At 67.8% G+C, this 20,741-nt stretch carries 20 protein-coding genes; 5 read left to right on the forward strand and 15 right to left on the reverse strand.

What is annotated here, in order from left to right:
* Positions 1-3: 3 nt before the first annotated feature.
* The 10 genes from egtE to ACZYZ9_RS09505 all read right to left on the reverse strand — a co-directional run bounded on the left by egtE (position 4) and on the right by ACZYZ9_RS09505 (position 10,240).
* The gene (gene egtE / locus ACZYZ9_RS09460) at positions 4-1,113 is read right to left on the reverse strand and encodes an ergothioneine biosynthesis PLP-dependent enzyme EgtE (protein ID WP_463826012.1); all 1,110 of its coding nucleotides are present in this window, start codon (positions 1,111-1,113) and stop codon (positions 4-6) included.
* Entirely contained in the window at positions 1,110-2,075 is a 966-nt protein-coding gene (gene egtD, locus ACZYZ9_RS09465; protein ID WP_463826013.1) for an L-histidine N(alpha)-methyltransferase, read from the reverse strand. The genes egtE and egtD overlap by 4 nt, the downstream gene beginning before the upstream one ends.
* On the reverse strand, positions 2,075-2,773 hold the full coding sequence (gene egtC / locus ACZYZ9_RS09470) for an ergothioneine biosynthesis protein EgtC (protein WP_463826014.1): 699 nt from the start codon (positions 2,771-2,773) through the stop codon (positions 2,075-2,077). The genes egtD and egtC overlap by 1 nt, the downstream gene beginning before the upstream one ends.
* On the reverse strand, positions 2,773-4,050 hold the full coding sequence (egtB, locus tag ACZYZ9_RS09475) for an ergothioneine biosynthesis protein EgtB (protein WP_463826015.1): 1,278 nt from the start codon (positions 4,048-4,050) through the stop codon (positions 2,773-2,775). The genes egtC and egtB overlap by 1 nt, the downstream gene beginning before the upstream one ends.
* Positions 4,047-5,327, reverse strand: coding sequence for an ergothioneine biosynthesis glutamate--cysteine ligase EgtA (egtA, locus tag ACZYZ9_RS09480; protein ID WP_463826016.1), 1,281 nt, complete (start codon positions 5,325-5,327; stop codon positions 4,047-4,049). Before egtA ends, egtB begins: the two co-directional genes overlap by 4 nt.
* Before the next feature lie 182 nt (positions 5,328-5,509).
* A complete protein-coding gene (locus tag ACZYZ9_RS09485; RefSeq protein ID WP_463826017.1) occupies positions 5,510-6,958 on the reverse strand; it encodes a catalase in 1,449 nt (482 codons plus the stop codon).
* A gap of 69 nt (positions 6,959-7,027) precedes the next feature.
* Positions 7,028-7,408, reverse strand: a complete 381-nt coding sequence (locus ACZYZ9_RS09490; RefSeq protein ID WP_463826018.1) for a hypothetical protein — start codon at positions 7,406-7,408, stop codon at positions 7,028-7,030.
* 114 nt (positions 7,409-7,522) lie between these two features.
* Entirely contained in the window at positions 7,523-7,879 is a 357-nt protein-coding gene (locus ACZYZ9_RS09495; protein WP_463826019.1) for a hypothetical protein, read from the reverse strand.
* Between the two features lie 57 nt (positions 7,880-7,936).
* Complete coding sequence (locus ACZYZ9_RS09500) at positions 7,937-8,974, reverse strand: aspartate-semialdehyde dehydrogenase (RefSeq protein WP_463826020.1); 1,038 nt, start codon at positions 8,972-8,974, stop codon at positions 7,937-7,939.
* Positions 8,975-10,240 carry an aspartate kinase gene (locus ACZYZ9_RS09505; RefSeq protein WP_463826021.1) on the reverse strand — a complete coding sequence of 422 codons (1,266 nt, stop codon included), beginning with the start codon at positions 10,238-10,240 and terminating at the stop codon, positions 8,975-8,977. It lies immediately after the preceding gene.
* 103 nt (positions 10,241-10,343) lie between these two features.
* On the opposite strand from ACZYZ9_RS09505, the gene ACZYZ9_RS09510 reads away from it, so the two are divergent.
* Positions 10,344-10,763: a TIGR02611 family protein gene (locus tag ACZYZ9_RS09510; RefSeq protein WP_463826022.1), complete on the forward strand. Its 420-nt coding sequence runs from the start codon at positions 10,344-10,346 to the stop codon at positions 10,761-10,763.
* Positions 10,764-10,932: 169 nt separating this feature from the next.
* Entirely contained in the window at positions 10,933-12,735 is a 1,803-nt protein-coding gene (gene leuA / locus ACZYZ9_RS09515) for a 2-isopropylmalate synthase (protein WP_463826023.1), read from the forward strand.
* Positions 12,736-12,936: 201 nt separating this feature from the next.
* On the opposite strand, the gene ACZYZ9_RS09520 is transcribed toward leuA, so the two are convergent.
* Positions 12,937-13,929, reverse strand: a complete 993-nt coding sequence (locus ACZYZ9_RS09520) for a DEDDh family exonuclease (protein WP_463826024.1) — start codon at positions 13,927-13,929, stop codon at positions 12,937-12,939.
* Between the two features lie 241 nt (positions 13,930-14,170).
* Here ACZYZ9_RS09520 and ACZYZ9_RS09525 point away from each other — a divergent pair, with 241 nt between their 5' ends.
* Entirely contained in the window at positions 14,171-15,400 is a 1,230-nt protein-coding gene (locus tag ACZYZ9_RS09525) for a MurT ligase domain-containing protein (protein WP_463826025.1), read from the forward strand.
* A complete protein-coding gene (locus tag ACZYZ9_RS09530; protein WP_463826026.1) occupies positions 15,393-16,100 on the forward strand; it encodes a type 1 glutamine amidotransferase in 708 nt (235 codons plus the stop codon). Before ACZYZ9_RS09525 ends, ACZYZ9_RS09530 begins: the two co-directional genes overlap by 8 nt.
* Here ACZYZ9_RS09530 and recR read toward each other — a convergent pair.
* Complete coding sequence (gene recR, locus ACZYZ9_RS09535; protein WP_463826027.1) at positions 16,097-16,708, reverse strand: recombination mediator RecR; 612 nt, start codon at positions 16,706-16,708, stop codon at positions 16,097-16,099. The two genes, ACZYZ9_RS09530 and recR, sit on opposite strands and share 4 nt — an antisense overlap.
* A 9-nt stretch (positions 16,709-16,717) precedes the next feature.
* On the reverse strand, positions 16,718-17,092 hold the full coding sequence (locus ACZYZ9_RS09540) for a YbaB/EbfC family nucleoid-associated protein (RefSeq protein ID WP_463826028.1): 375 nt from the start codon (positions 17,090-17,092) through the stop codon (positions 16,718-16,720).
* Between the two features lie 110 nt (positions 17,093-17,202).
* On the opposite strand from ACZYZ9_RS09540, the gene ACZYZ9_RS09545 reads away from it, so the two are divergent.
* Positions 17,203-17,964, forward strand: a complete 762-nt coding sequence (locus ACZYZ9_RS09545) for an Rv3717 family N-acetylmuramoyl-L-alanine amidase (protein WP_463826414.1) — start codon at positions 17,203-17,205, stop codon at positions 17,962-17,964.
* On the opposite strand, the gene ACZYZ9_RS09550 is transcribed toward ACZYZ9_RS09545, so the two are convergent.
* Both ACZYZ9_RS09550 and ACZYZ9_RS09555 read right to left on the reverse strand, forming a co-directional pair.
* On the reverse strand, positions 17,961-18,404 hold the full coding sequence (locus tag ACZYZ9_RS09550; protein WP_463826029.1) for an SRPBCC family protein: 444 nt from the start codon (positions 18,402-18,404) through the stop codon (positions 17,961-17,963). The two genes, ACZYZ9_RS09545 and ACZYZ9_RS09550, sit on opposite strands and share 4 nt — an antisense overlap.
* A gap of 57 nt (positions 18,405-18,461) precedes the next feature.
* Positions 18,462-20,294, reverse strand: coding sequence for a DNA polymerase III subunits gamma/tau (locus ACZYZ9_RS09555; protein WP_463826030.1), 1,833 nt, complete (start codon positions 20,292-20,294; stop codon positions 18,462-18,464).
* Positions 20,295-20,741 lie beyond the last annotated feature (447 nt).

A 20,741-nucleotide genomic window follows, 5' to 3' on the forward strand; every position in this document is an offset into this window, starting at 1 on the left:
TGTCTAGTCGGCGGTGGTCGCCGCAGTCGCCTCGATCAGCGATTCGGCGAACATCTCCAGATCTTCGGCCGTGGTGTCCAGGTGCGGCGAAATGCGCAGTACGGGCGCGGTCAACTCCAATGGGGCACGCGGCAGCCCAGCATAGGTGGTCAGGATGCCTCGCTCGGCCAGCAACCAGGCCCGCACCGCTTCGACGTCAGCGCCGTCGACCGGCAGCAGCGTGGTGATCGCGCTGGCTTCGTTCACCTCCTCGATCACCAGCCAACCGTCGACATCGGCCAACAGCGACCGCGCCGCCGCGCCGAGGTCCGCCAACCCGGCACGCACCGACTCCGGCCCACAGGCCAGGTACTCCCCTACCGCCACCGAGAAACCCACGTGCGCCGCGACATTCGCCTCACCAAAGCCGAGCTCCGCGCCCGGCACCCGCGGCGTCAACCGCTGCATCAGATCGGGTCGCACCGCAAGCACGCCAACGCCCCGCGGCCCGGCGAGCCATTTGCGCGACGACGCATAGGTGACGTCGGCACCCACCGCGCAGTCGATCTGACCCAGTGCCTGAGCGGCATCCACCACCAGCGGCAAACTCAGCTCCCGGCACAACTCGGCCACCATCGCCAGCGGTTGCACCGTGCCGCGGTGGCTGGCCACCGGGGTGAGATGCACCAGGTCCGGGGGGTTCTCCTCGAGGTCGAAAGCCGCGTCGTCGATCGCCAGCCGGCCGTCGTCCAGCGTCGGCAGCTGACGCACCTCGAACCCGTGCGCAGCCATCACGGTCAGGTTCGGACCGTACTCACCGGGCAGGCAGGCCAGCACCCTGCGGTCGGCCGGCCAACTGCTCAGCAGCAGATCCAGCGCGTGCAACGACCCGGTGGTGAACACCACCTCCGCATCGAGCGCCCCGCACAGGGTTGCGACGCCGACACGCCCGGCGTCCAGGACCGACGTCGCGGCCTCAGCAGCGACGTATCCGCCGACCTCCGCCTCGTGCACGGCGTGCCGCGCCGCAGCGTCCAGCGCGGCGAAACTCTGCCGCGAACAGGCAGCACTGTCCAGGTGCAACCCGGCCGCCGACGGCCGGGAATCTCGCCAAAGCTGCTGCAACGACGTCATTTAACGGCCAGCGACAAACCGAAGTCACCCGCGTCGTCGGTCCACCACCGCAGGCGGCGCAGGCCGGCGGCGGCCAATTCGGCTTCGACCGCATCCGGGCGGAACTTGCACGACACCTCCGTCAGCATCTCTTCGCCCGCGTCGAAGTCGACGGTCAGGTCGAGCGCACCAACGCGGACCCGCTGGGGTCGGGTCGAGCGCAGCCACATCTCGATGCGTTCCTCCTCGGCGTTCCACCGCGCGACGTGCTCAAAGGCGTCGACGTCGAAATCCCCGGCGAGCTGGCGGTTGATCACCGCCAGCACGTTGCGGTTGAACTGAGCGGTGACACCCGCGGCGTCGTCGTAGGCTCTGATCAACCGGGCGGTGTCCTTCACCAGATCGGTACCCAACAGCAGGCTGTCACCGGGACGCATCACCCCGGAAAGCGCCGTCAGGAAGTCCGAGCGCGGGCCCGGCGTCAAATTGCCGATCGTGGAGCCCAAGAACACGAACAACCGCCGGCCACCGGAGGGGATCTCGGTCAGGTGCTCTTCGAAATCCCCGCACACGGCGTTGATCTCGATGCCCGCGTATTCACGCTGAATGGCGGCGGCAGCCCCGGACAGCACGCTGGCATCGACGTCGAACGGTACGAAGCTGCGCAGCGCCCCACCTGCGCGCAACGCGTCGAGCAGGAGCCGGGTCTTCTCCGAGGTTCCGCTGCCCAGTTCGACCAATGTGTCGGCCTGGCTGGCCGCGGCGATTTCGGCAGCGCGGGCGCGCAGGATCGCGGCCTCGGCCCGGGTCGGGTAGTACTCCGGCAACCGGGTGATCTGGTCGAACAACTCGCTGCCGACCGCATCGTAGAACCACTTGGGCGGCAACGATTTCGGTGTCTGCTGCAGACCGGCGAATACGTCACGGCGCAACGCGCGCAGGGCCGCGTCGGCTGCGAGATGGTTCGATAGCGTGAGCGTCATCAGATTCCTTTCGGGCGGTTGAGCGCTACGACGGTCACACCGCCGTGGTCGACCTCCACCAGATGGCGGTCGGGCACGTCTTCCCAATCCGGGTCGTCATCGTAGGGTTCGCTGGCCAGCACGACGCCGTCGCCGCGACGCAGGATGGACAGCGTGTCACCCCACGCAGTGGCGATGAGACGCGAACCGTTGGCGGCCAGGATGTTCAGTCTGGCCAGCGGATCGGCGGTACCGATCTCGACGATGGTCTGAGCCAGAGTGTCTACCCCCTGGGCGAACACATATGCGGCGAGAACCGCACTGTCGCACACGGATTCGGCCGCACCAGTCGCAGGCAGCACCGTCCGGTCGACCACGCCGTTATGCGAGAGCAACCACTGGCCGTCGGTGAACGGCGCTGTCGCACTCGGCTCGATGGGCATACCGATGGTCGCCGAACGCACCGCCGCCACCACGCAATGGCTGTGCAACGCCGGCGCCACCGACGCGAACGATGGGTCTGCCCACAACGGGGCCGCGCTGCGCCAGCGTCGCGGCGTGTCACCGTCGAAAAAGCCCACGCCCCAGCCGTCCGCGTTCATCAACCCGTGCTGCTGGCGGCGCGGCGCATAGGACTGCACCCGCAGAGCCTGCGGCGGATCGAGCACCAGCGAAGCGACGCTGACGGACGTTCCGAACCACCCCAGATGACGGCACATCAGACCGACCACGCAAGGCGCACACCGGAGAAGATCTGCCGACGGTAGGGGTGATCCCAGTTGCGAAAGCTCGGCCGCAGGATGGACGGCGCCACCGCCCAGGACCCGCCGCGCAGCACCCGGTAGTCCCCGTCGAAGAACGGTTGGGAGTAACGCTCATAAATCATCGGCACGAAACCGGGCCACGGGCGCAGCGGCGAACTAGTCCACTCCCAGACATCCCCGAGCATCTGCTCGACGCCGTATGCCGACGCGCCGGACGGGTAGGCGCCGACGGGTGCCGGACGCAGGGACTCCCCGCCGAGGTTGGCGCGTCGGGCGCAGGGCTCGTCATCTCCCCAGGGGTAGCGGCGGCGCGAGCCGGTCGCGGGATCCCAGGCGCAGGCCTTCTCCCATTCGATTTCGGTGGGCAGCCGGGCACCGGCCCACGCCGCGTAGGCCTGGGCCTCGAAGTAGCTGACGTGCTGGACCGGTTCGTCCGCGGGAATGTGCTCGACATAGCCGAACCTGGTTCGCGTCCGGCCGTCCGGACTCCAGAACTGCGGCGCCTGCAGACCCGCCTGCTGCCGGTGTTGCCAACCGCGGCGCGACCACCAGCGCGGATCCGCGTACCCGCCGTCGTCGACGAAGTGCCGCCATTCGCCGTTGGTGACCGGCACCCGGCCGATCCGGAAGGCCGGCACCTCCACGACGTGCGCGGGACGTTCGTTGTCCAGCGAGTGCGGCTCCGTCGCGGCGTCCACACCCAGCACGAACGGCCCGGCAGGCACCAGCACCGACGTTCCCGGCAAGCCGGCCCGGCCCGTCGGCAGCACGGTGGCGTTGGCCAGCAGCGGCGCACCGGTGCGCAGGTTGAGGGCCTGCAGCATGGTTTCGCCGTGCTGGTTCTCATGGCTGATGACCAGGCCGAACTGGAAGTCGCCGGCGTCCTCGGGGAGCGCATCCAGCGCGTCCAACGCGGCCGCCCGCACGGTGCGGCAGTAGGACCGGGCCTCGGCCGGGGACAGCAACGGCAGATCGACCCGGCTGGCGCGGGAGTGCACGAAAGCGTCGTACAGCCCCTCGATCTCCGGGGGCAGGGTGCCTGGACACCGCACGTCGCCGCCGCGCAAGAGCCATAGTTCTTCCTGCTGCCCGATGTGGGCCAGGTCCCACACCAGCGGACTCATCAGCGGGTCGTACTGGCGCAGCAGTTCGTCGTCATCGAAGTCCACCAGCCGCAGGGTGCGTGTCCGTGCCCGCTCCAGATCCTCGGCGAGCCGGTCGCGTGCGATCACGAGTCACCCTGCGCCAACCGGGTGACCGTGGCGGCGATGCCGTGTTCGATCACCCGGTCGGCGAAGTCGTCGGCGGGACATCGCCCGAGTTCGACGTCGAGTAGCAGCCGCTGCACCGCCGGAGCGAGCGCGGCGGGCGCGCGCTCGGCGGCGATCGCGACACAGCGGTTGGCCGCGGTGTACAGGCGCCGGTCAAGCAGCCCGACCCGGGCCGCGGTGTCCCACGCGGTGGCCACCGGCTCGACAGCCTCAGCTGCGAGCTGTGCCGCCACAGGATCATCGAGGAGAGTGACCAGGGTGAACACCAGCGCCGGCCAGATGTTCGCGGGGAGGCTGTCGAGGTAACGGATCTCCAGCCATCGCCGCGGCCGCACCGGCGGAAACAGCGTGGTCAGGTGATACTGCAGGTCGGCGAGGTTGGGGCGGCGCGCGTCGAGCAGAACCCGCCCGTCCACCCAGTCGGTGAACGGCACATAGTGCGTAACCGGGGATGCCTGCTGGGATCCCGGACTTCGGACCAGCATCACCGGCGCCTTCAGCGCGTACCGTGCCCAGTCGGTGCCGGGATCGTCGCCGCTGACCCCGAGCACCGGCCCGCACCGCGCGGAGTCCATCTGGCCCCAGACCCGCTGCCGGGTGGACTGCCAGCCCGAGAACTCGCCATTGAGCATCGGGGAGTTGGCGGCGATCGCGATCATGGTCGGCCCCAGGGCATGGGCCAGCCGCACCCGACCCGCCCAGCCTGACTCCGGGCCGGCGTCCAGATTGACCTGGATCGACGCCGTCGAGGTCATCATGGCCGCGCCGGCCGCCCCACTGTCACTGGCTGCGAAAAACTGCTCCATGGCCCGGTACCGTGCGCCGGGATTGATCCTGGCCGGTGACCGCAACGGGTCGGTGCCCAGAAACACCAATCCCAGCCCCGCCTCAGCGACAGCTGCCCGCAATACCGCCTGATCGCGGCGCATCGCGTCGATCGCGTTCAGCACGCCGTCGGCCGGCGGACCGGAAAGTTCCACCGCACCACCGGGTTCCACGGTGACCGCACTGCCGCCCGGGAGCGGACCCAGCCAATCGAGCACGCCGGAGATCTCCCCCCAGCTCGGACGACGGGCCGGATCGGCGGGGTCGAAGCAGTGTGCCTCGACCTCCAGACCGACCCGCCCGAGCGGACCGTCCACCAGGCATTCATCGGCGATGAGCTGCGCAACCGCGGCCGAGCTGTCCAGCTCGGCATCGAGCGACAGCGCGGCGGCGGTGCCGGCGGTCCGGGTCATAGCACCATCCCTCCGGAACCCAGCTGATTCGCAACGGTGATTACGACAACCACCATCACTTCATCTTCCAGACGGCGCCGACATATTCCCGCACGGTTGGAGTGCACGGGTTAAACATGTACCCAATTTCCGTCCGGCCGCTCGGCCTGGCGGCCCCTCGAGCTGGCCCCGGAATACCGGCGTCAACCCAGATTCGCCCGCACGCCCTCCTCCACCTTCTTGCCCAAGTCGGGGTCGACGTTTCGCCAGTACTCGAACACCCGCGACAGGACCGGCTCCTTCACACCATCAGAGACATGCCCGATGATGTTATGCGCCAACCGATCCCGCTGGGCGTCGTCGAGAACGTCGCGGACCAGGGTGCCGGCCTGGCCCCAGTCGTCGTCCTCCGGCCGCAGCGTGTACGCCGAGCGGACCATCTCGCCGTCGGCGAACCAGCGCACCTCGGCAGCGCGACGCGGATCTGCGTGCGGCCCACCGAACGAATTGGGCGCATACACCGGGTCGGACGCATTCTTGATCCGCATCGCCCCATCCTTGGAATAGCTGTTGACTTCAACGTGAGGCGAATTCACCGGAATCTGCTTGTAGTTGACGCCCAACCGGGCCCGGTGCGCGTCGGCGTAGGAGAAACCCCGGCCCAGCAACATCTTGTCCGGGCTCAACCCGGTGCCCGGCACGATGTTGTTGGGCTCGAACGCCGCCTGCTCCATTTCGGCGTGATAGTCGGTGACGTTGCGGTTCAGCGTCATCTTGCCGACGTCGATCAGCGGGTAGTCGCCGTGCGGCCACACCTTGGTGAGGTCGAAGGGATTGAACCGGTAGGTCTTGGCCTCCTCGAACGGCATGATCTGCATCTTGAGCGTCCAGCTGGGGAAGTTTCCGGCCTCGATGCTGTCGTACAGATCGCGCTGGTGATAGTCGCCGTCCTCACCGGCCAGCCGGTCGGCGTCCTCCTGCGTGAGGAAGTCGATGCCCTGGTCGGTGATGAAGTGATACTTCACCCAGAAGATCTCGTCGTTGGCGTTGATCCAGCTGTAGGTGTGGCTGCTGTATCCGTTCATGTGCCGCCAGTTCTTCGGGATACCGCGATCCCCCATCAACCACGTCACCTGATGCGCCGACTCCGGCGTGAGAGTCCAGAAGTCCCACTGCATGTTGTGGTCGCGCACATTGCTTGCCTGGAGCCGCTTCTGGGACCGGATGAAGTGCTGGAACTTCAATGGGTCGCGAATGAAGAAAACCGGGGTGTTGTTGCCGACCATGTCGAAGTTGCCTTCGCTGGTGTAGAACTTCAGCGCGAAGCCACGGGGGTCGCGCCAGGTGTCTGGGCTGCCGCGCTCGCCGGCCACCGTCGAGAACCTGGCCACCATCTCGGTCTTGGCACCCGGCTGGAATACCGCGGCCCGGGTGTACTGGCTCACGTCGTTGGTCACCTCGAACTGGCCGAACGCGCCGCCGCCTTTGGCGTGGGGCTGACGCTCCGGGATGCGCTCCCGGTTGAATTGCGCCATCTGCTCGATCAGGTAGTGGTCCTGCAGCAGCAGTGGGCCGTCCGGACCGATGGACAATGACTCCTTGTCGCTGGGTGCCGGGCTGCCACCGTCGGTGGTGGTGTAACGCTCCGTCATTACGTTATCTCCTGTAACTGGGCTGTTAACGGAAAACTCAAGGGCTGCAAAGTTATTCGAGAAAGACGGCTAGCGCCCGGGCGCACTGGTGGACGGCGCGCCGGGTCCGGAGGTATTCGGGGACTGACCCGGACCTGGCGGACCACTGGGACCCCCGGGCGGGAAGCCGGGCCCCATCCCAGGCGGCGGAGGTCCGGGTTGCCAACCCGAACCACCGGGCTGGAACATGCCGTGGTGATGGCGGTGATGGTGGTGGCACTTGCCGGCACCGACCACCATTGCCCCGGCGAAGAACAGGGTCGAGGCGATGAACGTGATGCCGGCGACGATCACCACCCACGCGGCAACCCGGAAGAGGGGCGGCGGTTTTTCGTAGTGGCGCGGCGGCGGGGGTGGCGGGGCGGTGTCGGTCGAGGCGGTGGAAGTCGGCGGCAGGGCGGTATCACTCACATCTTCGAATATTGCCTAGGTCCGCGGCACCGTAAAGGGATGCGGCAACAAAGTTGCCGTGAATTGATGAAGCCCGGCGCTCTGACGAGCGCCGGGTGTCGATTATGCCGAGAGTCAGCGACCGGGAGTCGGGGCGACCGTGGTGGACGGCGAGACCGAGGGAGGTACCTGGCCGGGACCGCCGGGCCCGTTGCCGGGGGCAACTGACGGGGCCCCGCCCCCGGGGTAACCCGAGCGATGGAACATCGCCGGGTGGTGCTTGTGGTGGCGGTGATGGCCGCCGCCGTGCCCGGCGGCCAGGCCCAGCCGGAATCCGGTGAAGAAGATGACCGAGACGATGAACACGATGCCGGCGACGATGGCGACCCAAGCCGCGGCCTTGAAGACCTTCGGCGTGCGGTGTTCGACGCGTTCTGCAGGGGCGACCGCGGTGGTGGTCGTAGTGGGCGGGGTGTCAGAAATTTGGCTCATGAAATGGATGATGCCGGGCCAACCAGTAGTGACCGCTATGGGCAAGCTATGTAGCAGCTATGACTGCGCAGCCAGCAGCTCCGCGATCTGAATGGTGTTCAGCGCGGCGCCCTTGCGCAGATTGTCCCCGGAGATGAACAGCGCCAGTCCGCGCCCGTCCGGGACGCCGGGGTCGTGGCGGATCCGGCCGACCAGGGACTCGTCGACACCGGCGGCGGCCAGCGGGGTGGGCACGTCGACCAGTTTGACCCCCGCCGCGCCGTCCAACAGTTCGCGCGCCCGCTCGGGGGAGAGTGGTCGGGCGAACTCGGCGTTGATGGACAGCGAGTGCCCGGTGAACACCGGGACCCGTACACAGGTGCCGCTGACCAGCAGGTCCGGAATGCCCAGAATCTTGCGGCTCTCCGAACGCAGCTTCTGGTCCTCGTCGGTCTCCCCGGAGCCGTCGTCGACCAGGGACCCCGCCAGTGGCACCACGTTGAACGCGATCGGGGCGACGTACTTGCTCGGCGGGGGAAAATCGACCGCACGTCCGTCGTGCACCAACTGCTCGGCGCCGTCGATCACCGCACGCGCCTGGGTGGCAAGTTCCTCGACCCCGGCCAGGCCACTGCCCGAAACCGCCTGGTAGGACGACGCGACGAAACGGGTCAGCTGCGCCTCGTCATGCAGCACTTTGAGGACCGGCATCGCGGCCATCGTGGTGCAGTTCGGGTTGGCGATGATGCCTCTCGGGCGATTACCGGCATCCCGTTCGAAATTCACTTCGGAGACCACCAGCGGCACATCGGGGTCCTTGCGCCAGGCCGAGGAGTTGTCGATCACCGTCACTCCGGCCGCGGCGAACCGCGGCGCCTGCACCTTCGACATGGCTCCCCCGGCGGAGAACAGCGCGATGTCCAGGCCGGTCGGGTCTGCGGTTTCGGCGTCCTCGACCTCGATCTCCTGGCCCCGGAACGGTAGCTTGCGGCCCTGGGAGCGGGCCGAGGCGAAGAACCGCACGGATTCGGCCGGGAAATCCCGTTCCTCGAGCAGGGTGCGCATCACCTGGCCTACCTGGCCGGTGGCGCCGACTACACCAATCGACAGGCCCATCTACCGGCCCGTCCCCGCGTACACCGTCGCCTCCTCCTCGCCGCCCAGGCCGAAGGCTTCGTGCAACGCCACGACGGCCTTGTCCAGTTCGGTGTCGCGGCACAGTACTGAGATCCTGATCTCAGAGGTGGAGATCAGCTCGATGTTGACGCCGACCGCGGCCAGCGCCTCACAGAACGTCGCGGTGACGCCGGGGTGGCTGCGCATACCGGCTCCGATCAGCGACACTTTGCCGATGTGGTCGTCGTAGAGCAGTTGCAGGAAGCCGATCTCGTCTTTGAGCGAGTCCAGCTTGGCCACCGCGGTCGGCCCGCTGTCGCGAGCGCAGGTGAAGGTGATGTCGGTCTTGCCGTCCTCCACCTTGGACACGTTCTGCAACACCATGTCGATGTTCACGTCGGCGTCGGCGACGGCTCGGAACACTTTGGCCGCATAGCCGGGGATGTCGGGGATCCCGACGATGGTTACCTTGGCCTCGCTGCGGTCGTGCGCGACTCCGGTCAGGATGGGGTCTTCCATGGCGATGTCCTTGATCGATCCGACGACGACGGTGCCTGGCCGGTCCGAGTAGGACGACCGAACATGCACCGGCAGGTTGTAACGGCGGGCATATTCGACGCACCGCAGCATCAGCACCTTGGCCCCGCAGGCCGCCATCTCGAGCATCTCCTCGAAGGTGACGGTGTCGAGCTTGCGGGCATTGGGGACGATCCGCGGGTCGGCGCTGAAAATGCCGTCTACATCGGTGTAGATCTCGCAGACGTCGGCGCCGAGCGCCGAAGCCAGCGCGACCGCCGTGGTGTCCGACCCGCCGCGACCCAGCGTGGTGACGTCGCGGGTGTCCTGGCTGACACCCTGGAAGCCGGCCACCAGGACGATCCGGCCCTCGTCCAGCGCGGCCTGCAACCGGCCGGGCGTGACGTTGATGATTTTGGCGTTGCCGTGCGTGCCGGTGGTGATGACACCGGCCTGCGAACCGGTGAATGAGCGGGCGTGGGCGCCCAACGACTCGATCGCCATGGCTACCAGCGCATTGGAGATGCGCTCACCCGCGGTCAGCAGCATGTCGAGTTCGCGCGGCGGGGGCACCGGGCAGACCTGTTGGGCCAGGTCGAGCAGGTCATCGGTGGTATCGCCCATCGCGGACACCACTACGACGACGTCATTGCCCTGCTTCTTGGTCTCCACGATCCGCTCGGCAACGCGACGAATCCGGTCGGCGTCAGCCACCGAGGATCCGCCGTACTTCTGCACGACGAGCGCCACTGAATTGTCCTGTCTGGGATTACTTAACCGGCTCTAAGTCCACAACAGGATACGCGGCGACGCATCTCGATTTACATCGACGCGTAGTCGATACGGTGCAGGGGTGAGCAAGGAGCACAAGCCGGTCAGGCGCCGATTGGGCCGGGCACGGGATCGGCTGCGGGAGTGGCCCACGGTGGATTTCGGCTACCGCATCCTGGTGGGCGTCGTAGGCGTGGCGCTACTGACAGTGGGGATCATCGCCATCCCCTATCCGGGACCGGGCTGGGCGATCGTGTTCCTGGGGCTGGCCGTGCTGGCCACCGAGTTCGACGTTTTCCGGCGGCTGCTGAAGTACGTCCGTGGTCGCTACGACGCTGTCATGCAGTGGCTTGGCCGACAGCATCCGGCGGTACGGGCCGCCGCGACATTGCTCACCGCCGCCGTGACGGTTGCGACATTGTGGCTGCTGGGCAGTTTCGGCTGGGTGGCCGGACTGGTGGGGTTGGACTGGGATTGGCTGAAGAGCCCGCTACAAAGGTGAATCCATGCGGTTTTGGTGATCGGGCCGACCGCGGTAGAGTTCAGCACGTGCAGCGGGTGCTCCTTCTCGGACGCCGCGACGGGGTCTGATCCAGACCGGCTTCCCGTCGCGGGTGTTTCGCGATGCGCCGGTCTGAGGTTCCTCATTCACACCCCCTGGAGCACCCACCGTGACTAATCCCAATTCATCCGATGCCTACGTATCGGCCCGCACCGTCATCAAACCCGCCGGCCCGCCGCGGTCCGGTCAGCCCGCCTGGAACCCGCAACGCGGCACATCGATGCCGGTCAACCGCTACCGCCCGTTCGCCGACGAGGTCGAGCCGATCCGGCTGACCGACCGCACCTGGCCCGACCGCGTCATCGAGCACGCACCGCTGTGGTGTGCCGTCGACCTGCGCGACGGAAATCAGGCGTTGATCGACCCGATGAGTCCGGCCCGCAAACGGCGCATGTTCGATCTGCTGGTCCGGATGGGCTATAAGGAGATTGAGGTCGGTTTCCCCTCAGCCAGCCAGACCGACTTCGACTTCGTCCGCGAGATCATCAACGACGGCGCCATCCCGGACGACGTCACCATTCAGGTGCTGACCCAGTGTCGTCCCGAATTGATCGAACGCACCTTCCTCGCGTGCGACGGCGCGCCGCAGGCGATCGTGCACTTCTACAACTCGACGTCGATCCTGCAGCGCCGGGTGGTGTTCCGCGCCGACCGGGACACGGTGCAGGCCATCGCGACCGACGGCGCGCGCAAGTGCGTCGAGGAAGCGGCCAAGTACCCGGGAACCCGGTGGCGCTTCGAATATTCGCCGGAGTCCTACACCGGAACCGAGCTGGAGTACGCCCGCGACGTGTGCGACGCCGTGGGAGCTGTCATCCAGCCGACGCCGGACAACCCGATCATCTTCAACCTGCCAGCCACCGTGGAGATGGCCACACCCAACGTCTACGCCGACTCGATCGAGTGGATGAGCCGTAACTTGGCGCGTCGCGACTCCGTCATCCTGAGCCTGCACCCGCACAATGACCGCGGAACCGCCGTCGCCGCAGCCGAACTCGGCTACCAGGCCGGTGCCGACCGGATCGAGGGATGCCTGTTCGGCAACGGCGAACGCACCGGGAACGTGTGCCTGGTCACGCTGGGCCTGAATCTGTTCTCCCGCGGCGTGGACCCCCAGATCGACTTCTCCAACATCGACGAGATCCGCCGCACGGTGGAGTACTGCAATCAGCTGCCGGTCCACGAACGCCATCCCTATGGTGGCGACCTGGTCTATACCGCGTTCTCGGGTAGCCATCAGGACGCCATCAACAAGGGGCTGGACCAGATGAAGGTCGATGCCGATGCCGCGAACTCGGACGTCGAGGACATGTTGTGGCAGGTGCCGTATCTGCCGATCGACCCCAAGGACGTGGGTCGCACCTACGAGGCGGTGATCCGGGTCAACTCGCAGTCCGGCAAGGGCGGCGTGGCCTACATCATGAAGGCCGACCACGGCCTGGCCCTGCCACGCCGGCTGCAGATCGAGTTTTCCCAAGTCATTCAGAAAATGGCGGACGGGGACGGCGGTGAAGTATCGCCCAAGGAGATGTGGGAAGCGTTCTCCGAGGAGTACCTCGCCCCGGTCCTGCCGCTGGAACGGGTCAAGCAGCGGGTGGACGCGTCCGAAGAAGACACCGGCACCACCACCATTGCGGCCACGGTCAAGATCGACGGGGTGGAGACCGAGATCAGCGGCGCCGGAAACGGCCCACTTGCCGCGTTCATCGACGCGCTGGGGACCGTCGGATTCGACGTGGCGGTGCTGGACTATTCCGAGCACGCGATGAGCGCCGGTGACGACGCGCAGGCCGCGGCGTATGTCGAGGCTTCGGTCGCCGGAAAGACGGTGTGGGGTGTCGGGATCGCCCCGTCAATCACCACGGCATCGCTACGGGCGGTGGTGTCAGCGGTGAACCGGGCCTCCCGCTGAGAATTGCGTTCCACAGGGCAAACCCGGCCCTGGGGGGTCGGGGGTCGGGCCGGGTTTGCGGTTTGTTAGCTGAAGAGTGAGTCCCCGGTCGAAATCGCTTACCGGATAAGCGTTTCGAGTCTCTCTCTTACATGTGTTGAATAGCCCGGAGGCTGCGGTACGAAACGTCGAACCGCGATTTGCGGCACATTCGGCACGACGTCAGAACAGAACGAACTGCTCGTCGTCCGCGGTGGCGTCGACGAAGTGCTCCATGCTCCGGCCACCGACGACGGACTCGACGCTGTCCATGAACAGCGCGTCGGGCACCACCGGGACCCCCAACTGCCTGGCGTGATAGCCCTTGCCGTGCTCCGGTGCGGCGTCGTTACACACCACCAGCGAAGTCTCGCGGTCGACGTCATCGCTGTAGGCCAACCCGGCGTGCAGGATCCGCTCGACCAGTTCCTCGTGGGTGCGGCCGACCTCGGCCGCCAGCGCCACCCGCATGCCCTGTACCAGTGGCCGGCCCGAGATGTAGCGACCCGGGTTCAGATAAGGACAGGGCATCCGGGCAGCCAGCGCTTTGAGCGGTCGCAGCTCCTCATGGGTGATCCGCCCGTTCGGCCAGCAGCGCCGGGTCACCGGGCGCACGGGGAGCCAGATGTCGCGGGCCCGCGCCCGCTGCAGGGCAGCGGCGAGCACTTCGGTCAACACCATCGCATCGTCGAACGCGTCATGCGGGCGTTCCTGAGTCACACCCCAGTGCGCGGCCAACGTCTGCAGCCGCAGATTCTGCACGCCGAGTTCCAGGCGTCGGGCCAACTCGACCGTGCACATGACTGAGTCGATCGGCAGTTCGGCCCCGGCCATCTCGGCCTCCGCCGCCAGGAACGAATAGTCGAACGCGACGTTGTGGGCCACCAGGGTGCGGCCGCGCAACACCTCGATCACGTCGTCGACGATGTCGGCGAATTGCGGCTGGTCCTCGAGCATCGCGGGGGTCAGTCCGTGCACATGCGTAGGACCCGGGTCCACGCCCGGGTTGAGCAGGCTGACCACTGACTGCTCGACCTGCCCGAACTGATCGAGACCCAGTGCGGCGATACTGATGACCCGGGCCTGACCTGGGCGAAAGCCCGAAGTCTCGACGTCGATGACGGCCCATCCCCCGTCCTGCTCTCGGGCGGGCCGGCCCCAGGACATCCGGTTCATGGGTCGAGGATGGCACGCCCGGCCGACATCGCCGACAAAGCAGCGCGCCGTGTCGGCGCTGAACATGATTGACGGGCGACCCGCTTCGCCCGGAAAAGCGCCGCGCTCGCGATCGGCTCGGTTTCTGACGGCGACCCGCTTCGCCCGGAAAAGCGCCGCCCTTGCGATCGGCTCGGTTTCTGACGGCGACCCGCTTCGCCCGGAAAAGCGCCGCGCTCGCGATCGCCTTAAACTTCCCCGGGTGATCACCGCTCGCGCACGACTGGCCCTTGCCGCCGGAGCAAGTGCGCGGTGGGCGTCGCGCGTCACCGGTCGCGGGGCCGGCGCGATGATCGGTGGCCTGGTCGCGATGACGCTGGACCGCTCGGTGCTGCGGCAACTCGGAGTGGGTCGGCGCACCGTCATCGTGACCGGCACCAACGGCAAGTCCACGACCACCCGGATGACCGCTGCCGCGCTGAGCACGCTCGGGGCGGTGGCCACCAACGCCGAAGGCGCCAACATGGACGCCGGCCTGGTGGCGGCGCTGGCCGCCGACCGTCGGGCCGGGTTGGCCGCCCTGGAAGTCGACGAGATGCATGTGCCGCACGTGTCGGACGCGGTCGAACCGGCCGCCATCGTGCTGCTCAACCTGTCCCGCGACCAGCTGGACCGGGTCGGCGAGATCAACGTCATCGAACGCACCCTGCGCGCCGGGCTGGCCCGCCATCCCACGGCGGTCGTCGTGGCCAACTGCGACGACGTGCTGATGACGTCGGCCGCGTACGACAGCCCGGACGTGGTCTGGGTGGCTGCGGGCGGATCGTGGGCCAACGACTCGGTGAGTTGCCCGCGCAGCGGTGAGGTCATCGTCCGGGACCGGGGTCACTGGTATTCCACCGGTGCCGACTTCAAACGGCCCAGCCCGCAGTGGTGGTTCGACGAGGAGACGCTATACGGGCCCGACGGGCTGGCGTTGCCGATGCAGTTGGGCCTGCCCGGCGCGGTGAACAGGGGCAACGCGGCGCAGGCGGTGGCGGCCGCCGTCGCGCTGGGCGCTGACCCCGCCGACGCGGTCGCGGCGGTGGCCGGGGTCGACGAGGTCGCCGGGCGGTACCGGACGGTGCGGGTGGGCGCGCACGAGGCGCGGATCCTGCTGGCCAAGAACCCGGCCGGCTGGCAGGAAGCGTTGTCGATGGTCGACAAGCACGCCGACGGTGTGGTGATCGCGGTCAACGGACAGGTGCCGGACGGGGAGGATCTGTCCTGGCTGTGGGACGTCCGGTTCGAGCACTTCGAGAACACCGCCGTTGTCGCGGCAGGCGAGCGGGGCACCGACCTCGCGGTGCGGCTGGGGTACGCGGGCGTCAAGCACACCCTGGTGCACGACACGGTGGCAGCCATCGCGTCGTGTCCACCCGGCCGGGTGGAGGTAGTCGCCAACTACACCGCCTTCCTGCAGCTCAACCGGAGGCTGGCCCGCAATGGCTGAATCCCGCGTGCGGATCGGGCTGGTGTTGCCCGACGTGATGGGCACCTACGGCGACGGCGGCAACGCCGTGGTGTTGCGGCAACGGCTACTGCTGCGCGATATCCCGGCCGAGATTGTCGAGATCACCCTGGCCGACCCGGTCCCGGATTCATTGGACCTCTACACCCTCGGCGGCGCGGAAGACTATGCGCAACGCCTGGCCACCCGCCACCTGATCCGCCACCCCGGCCTGCAGCGGGCGGCCGACCGCGGCGCCCCTGTGCTGGCGATCTGCGCGGCCGTGCAGGTGCTGGGGCACTGGTATGAGACGTCGTCGGGCGAACGGGTCGACGGTGTCGGAATGCTGGATGCGACGACATCGCCGCAGCAGGTGCGGACCATCGGCGAACTGGTGGCCAAACCTCTGCTGCCCGGTCTGACCGAACGCCTCACCGGCTTTGAGAACCACCGGGGCGGAACAGATCTTGGTTCCCTGGCCAGGCCGTTGAGTGCGGTCGTCAAGGGTGCCGGCAACCGGGCGGGCGACGGATTCGACGGGGTGGTGCAGGGCAACGTCATCGCGACCTACATGCACGGCCCGTGCCTGGCCCGCAATCCCGAACTCGCCGATCAGCTGCTGAGCAAAGTAGTAGGCGAGCTGTCGCCGCTACAGCTTCCGGAGGTGGACCTGCTGCGCCGCGAGCGGCTGTCGGCGCGTTAGACCATCGCGCGGCGGCCGATGAGAGCGCGCCCCAAGGTCAGCTCGTCGGCGAATTCCAGATCGCCGCCCATCGGCAAGCCTGAGGCGATCCGCGTCACTGTGAGGCCGGGGATGTCGCGCAGCATCCGCACCAGATAGGTGGCGGTGGCCTCGCCCTCGGTGTTGGGATCGGTGGCGATGATCACCTCGGCGATGTCGACGCCGTCCACCCGCTCGCCGATCCGGGTCAGCAACTCCCGGATCCGCAGCTGTTCAGGGCCGATGCCGGACAGCGGGTCCAGCGCCCCGCCCAGCACGTGGTAGCGACCGCGGAACTCCCGGGTGCGCTCCACGGCCTGAATGTCCTTGGGCTCCTCCACGACGCACACCAGCGAACCGTCCCGGCGCGGATCGGCACAGATCCGGCACCGTTCGTCGTCGGACACGTTGCCGCATACCGCGCAGAACTGAACTCCGTCCCGAACCTTGCCCAGCACGGCGGTCAACCGATCGATCTCCGGTGGCTCGACCGACAGCAGGTGGAAAGCGATGCGTTGCGCGCTCTTGGGTCCGATGCCCGGCAGCTTGCCGAGTTCGTCGATCAGATCCTGGACGGGCCCTTCGAACATGCGGCCGGTCTACAGGCCCGGCACACCCGGCGCACCGGGCGGCGTACCCGGCGGCGCGGGAGGCGCGGACGGTGCGGGCGGACGCATCCCACCTGCCAGCGCACCGAGCCGCTCCTGAGCCATCCGAGTGACTTGCTTGGATGCGTCACCCATCGCCCCGACGATCAGGTCCTGCAGGGTCTCGATGTCGTTGGGGTCGACGACCTTCGGGTCGATCTTGACGCCGACGACCTCGCCGCTGCCTTTGACGACGACCTCGACCAGCCCGCCACCGGCTTGACCATGCACCTCGGAATTAGCCAGCTGTTGCTGAGCCTCGAGCAGTTTCTGCTGCATCTGCTGCGCCTGAGCCAGCAGCTGCGACATATCGCCTCCGGGTTGCATGACAGTCCCCTCGCATCTTGGTCTCGAGTTGGTTTCGCCTGCGGGTGTCGGGCGATTCGAAAACTTCAGCGTAGTCCGCACCGCGTTACCTTGGCGCAGTGGACGTACGGATGTGCCTTCGTGTCGGGGTGGCCCTGTTGTTGGGGATGCTGGTAGCCGCGGTGGCACCGTTCGCCGAGCCGTTGCTGCCCGCTGCCGGCGCAGCCCCGGGCAGCCTGGCCGGCATGGTCGTGTTCATCGATCCCGGCCACAATGGCGCCAATGACGCGTCGATCAGCCGTCAGGTACCCACCGGTCGCGGCGGCACGAAAGACTGCCAGGCCAGTGGCACGTCGACCAACAGCGGATATGCCGAACACACCTTTACGTGGGACACCGCCCTGCGGTTGCGGGCCGCTCTGAACGCGCTGGGCGTGCGGACCGCCATGTCCCGCGGCAATGACAACGCGTTAGGTCCCTGCGTCGACGAACGCGCCAACATGGCTAACGCACTGCACCCCAACGCCGTCGTCAGCCTGCACGCGGACGGCGGACCGGCCTCCGGGCGCGGATTCCACGTCAACTATTCGTCGCCGCCGCTCAACGCGGCCCAATCCGGACCGTCGGTGCAGTTCGCCCGGGTGATGCGGGACCAACTCCAAGCGTCGGGACTGACGCCCGCCACCTACATCGGCCAAAGTGGCCTGTACGGACGTTCGGACCTGACCGGATTGAACCTGGCGCAGTATCCGTCGATCCTGGTCGAACTGGGAAACATGAAGAACCCGGCGGATTCGGCGTTGATGGAGTCAGCGGAGGGGCGCCAGAAGTACGCCGACGCGCTGGTCCGCGGCGTCGCAGGGTTTCTGGCCACCCAGGGCCAGGCCCGCTAGCCACGCCCTTCTATGGCACCTTTCAGGTTCTGCAGCGTCTCAGCCTGAATCTTCTTCAGCCCCAGCGGCGCGAATGTCTTTTCGAAGAAACCCTTGATCCCGCCGGCGCCGGTCCAGGTGGTCGTGACGGTGACGCTGGCCCCGGGTCCGGCCGGTGCGACCGTCCAGTTGGTGACCATCGATGAGTTGGCGTCTTTCTCGATGACGGTGTGACCGGCGACGTCCACGTCGACCTGGACGTTGCGCACCCGCGACTCGGTTGCCTGCAGCCGCCACTTGGCGACGGTGCCGCGGCCCTGGCCGCCCTGCAGCACCTGGTACTCGCTGTATTGCGAGGGCAGGATCGTGGGGCGGACCTTCTCGTAATCGGCGACCGCACTGAGCACGGCGTCAGGCTCAGCGTTGATCAAGATCGTGCTGGCTGCCCTTACCTGTCCCATCGGGTGCAACTCCTTCGTGTCGATTGTGTAGGACCACGATATAGGTGGCGGTGATCGCTACCCGTCGATGCGGCGGGCACCCAGCTCGTTCTGCAACAGCTCCAGGGCAACCTCTTCGGGGTCGCGCCGTGGTTCTGCGGGGTCAGCGCGGCCGGCTTCGGCGAGCATGCTCTCCTCGTCGTCGCGCGCTGAGGTGTCGGGCGCCGGGTCCGGCTCGGCCACTGTCGGCGCAGCGACGCTGATATCGGCCCCGGCCGGTGGGCCGGCTTCGCAGCGCACCCGCCAGTTGACTCCGAGCGCGTCTTTGAGTGCCTCGACGATCACGTCGGCGTTGCGCTGTTCTGACAGCCGTCTGGCCAGCGGCGCCGCTTCGTGCGTCAGCACCAGCGTGTCGCCCTCCAAGGCAAGGACGGTGGCGCCCGCCAGCATCACCGCGGTGGTGCGACTGCGCTCACGGACTTTGTCGCGCACGGTGGGCCACATGCTGCGGACCGCGGTCGCGTTGAGTTCACCGGGCGCCGCGGCCGGCTCGGGTTTGCGCTCGGGCGCGGGTTTGCGCTCGGGCGCGGGTTCGGGTCGAGCCGCCGGCCGGGGGGCGGGTTCCGGCCGAACCGGGGGGTCAGGTGCTGCGGCCGGGCGCGCGACCTGCGGCGCAGTAGACCGGCGCACCGGCGTCACCGCGGGGCGGGCAACCGCAGGCGGGGTGGACGTAGCTGCCTCCGCTGCCGGTACCGAGATGGCCAGCCGGGTCTCGATGCGTTCGACCCGCTGCAGCAGCGCCGACTCGGCGTCCGAGGCCGACGGCAGCAGCAGCCGCGCGCACACCACCTCCAACAGCAACCGCGGCGCCGTCGCGCCGCGCATCTCCCCCAGCCCGGCCTGCACCACCTCGGCGTAGCGGGTGAGGGTCGCCGGCCCGATGCGTGCGGCCTGTTCGCGCATGCGTTCCAGCACGTCCTCGGGTGCGTCCACCACGCCGCGGGACACAGCGTCCGGCACCGCCTGCAGCAGGATGAGGTCGCGGAACCGCTCCAGCAGATCGGTGGCGAAGCGCCGGGGGTCGTGCCCGGCATCGATCACCGATTCGACCGCACCGAACAGTGCCGCGGCGTCGCCGGCGCCCAGCGCGTCGACGGCGTCATCGATCAGGGCGACGTCGGTGGCCCCCAGCAACCCCAGCGCCCGCTGGTAGGTCACCCGCCCCCCGTCGGAACCGGCTACCAGCTGATCCAGCACCGAAAGGGTGTCCCGTGGCGAACCGCCGCCGGCCCGGATGACCAGCGGATACACCGCGTCGTCGACGACGACACGCTCCTGTTCGCAGATCCGGGCGATAAGGCCGCGCATGGTGCGCGGCGGCAGCAACCGGAACGGATAGTGGTGGGTGCGCGACCGAATCGTCGGAAGCACCTTCTCCGGTTCGGTGGTGGCGAAGATGAAGATGAGGTGCTCGGGTGGTTCTTCGACGATTTTCAGCAGCGCGTTGAAGCCCGCGGTGGTCACCATGTGGGCTTCGTCGACGATGAACACCCGGTAGCGCGACTGAGCAGGCGCGTAGAAGGCGCGGTCGCGCAGCTCGCGGGTGTCGTCGACGCCGCCGTGGCTGGCCGCGTCCAGCTCGACCACGTCGATGCTGCCCGGGGCGTTGGGTGCCAGCGCCTGGCAGGAATCGCAGACACCGCAGGGCGTGGCGGTGGGACCCTGCGCACAGTTCAGCGAGCGGGCCAGGATCCGCGCCGACGACGTCTTCCCGCAACCGCGCGGCCCGGAAAACAGGTACGCGTGGTTGATCCGGCCCGCTTCCAGGGCCACCGACAGCGGTTCAGTGACGTGTTCCTGCCCCACCACTTCGGCGAAGGTTGCCGGTCGATACTTGCGGTAGAGGGCCACGGTGAGCAGGCTACTTTGGCCCGGTGACGATGCGCGCCGCGGAGTCGCGCGTGATCGCGCGGCGGAGTGGCGCGAGGAGGAGGCGGGCAATCAACCACGCCCGGTGACGATGCGCGCCGCGGAGTCGCGCGTGATCGCGCGGCGGAGTGGCGCGAGGAGGAGGCGGGCAATCCGCCACGCCCGGTGACGATGCGCGCCGCGGAGTCGCGCGTGATCGCGCGGCGGAGTGGCGCGAGGAGGAGGCGGGCAATCAACCACGCCCGGTGACGATGCGCGCCGCGGAGTGGCGCGGACCACTCGTGGCCTGAGCGGGGTTGAAAATAGGTCGCCCCGTCAATCCCTGTAGTAATTGATTCGGGCAATCATGATTCGACGAAAGCCGGTGGCACTCACCAGTCACTGCTGCACCTCACAGGAGCGTTGCGCAGCGAGGAGTCTATTGATGAC

It is taken from the genome of Mycobacterium sp. IDUB_28, from assembly GCF_055419285.1.